The following is a 1,158-nucleotide window of genomic DNA, read 5'->3' on the forward strand; positions in this document are numbered from 1 at the left end:
ATCCAGCCATAACTAGAGGTCTCCGGGCACACTAGCCACCAAGGAGACCACCAATGCGCAAGAGCAAGTTCACCGATAGCCAGATCGTCGCCACGCTGAAGCAGGTCGAGGGTGGCCGCCAAGTCAAGGATGTGTGTCGTGAGCTGGGCATTTCCGATGCGACGTACTACGTCTGGAAATCCAAGTACGGCGGCATGGAGGCCGCTGATGTGCAGCGCCTTCGCGACCTGGAGACCGAGCACAACAAGCTCAAACGCATGTACGCCGAGCTGGCGATGGAAAACCATGCATTGAAGGATGTCATCGCAAAAAAACTGTAGACCCGGCGCACAAGCGCCCGCTTCTGGCCTGGCTCATCGAGCAGCATGGCTGGAGCGAGCGCCGGGCCTGTTCGGTGGTTGGCGTGGCGCGCTCGACGATGCGCTATCAACGTCGTCCCGATCGGGATGATGAGGTTATTGCGCTGTTGTCCGAATTGGCCGAGCGTTTTCCTGAGCGTGGATTTGGAAAACTTTTTCAAATCATCCGCCGTCGCGGACATGTGTGGAACCACAAGAGGGTCTGGCGCGTGTATTGCCTGATGAAGCTCAATCAACGTCGTCGCAGCAGGCGCCGGGTACCGACGCGTCATCCACAGCCGCTGGCATGCGGTGATCGACCCAATGCTGGATGGTCGATCGACTTCATGTCCGATGCGTTATGGGACGGTCGGCGTTTTCGCACGTTCAATGTCATCGACGATTTCAGTCGGGAAGCCTTGGCGATCGAAGTGGACCTGAATCTTCCGGCCGCCCGCGTCATTCGCACGTTGGAACGCATCGCAGCTTGGCGCGGCTATCCGAACAAGCTGCGTTTGGACAACGGGCCGGAATTTGTCGCGCTGGCCTTGTCCGAGTGGGCCGAGCGTAAGGGCATCGCCTTGGACTTCATTGAACCGGGGCGTCCGATGCAGAACGGTTTTATCGAACGCTTCAACGGCAGCTACAGGCGCGGCGTGCTGGACATGCATCTCTTCCGCACGCTGAGCGAGGTCCGCGAACAGACCGAACACTGGCTTGCCGACTACAACCAACAGATCCCGCACGACAGCCTGGGCGGACTAACGCCCGCTGAGTTCCGTGATCAACATCAACCGCAGACCTCTAGTTTTAGCTGGCA

The 1,158-nt window shown here is 58.8% G+C and carries 1 protein-coding gene; it reads left to right on the top strand.

From position 1 onward, the window contains the following. Nucleotides 1–53: 53 nt before the first annotated feature. Nucleotides 54–1,158, top strand: a protein-coding gene (locus tag LN450_RS02465; protein ID WP_228892342.1) for an IS3-like element ISXca2 family transposase whose coding sequence is annotated in 2 segments (ribosomal slippage) — nt 54–306 and nt 306–1,158 — 1,106 coding nt annotated over the 2 segments. Because the reading frame shifts where the segments join, the coding sequence is not laid out codon by codon here. This gene is flagged as partial in the annotation.

This window comes from Xanthomonas euvesicatoria pv. euvesicatoria, from assembly GCF_020880415.1.
Lineage (GTDB): Bacteria > Pseudomonadota > Gammaproteobacteria > Xanthomonadales > Xanthomonadaceae > Xanthomonas > Xanthomonas euvesicatoria.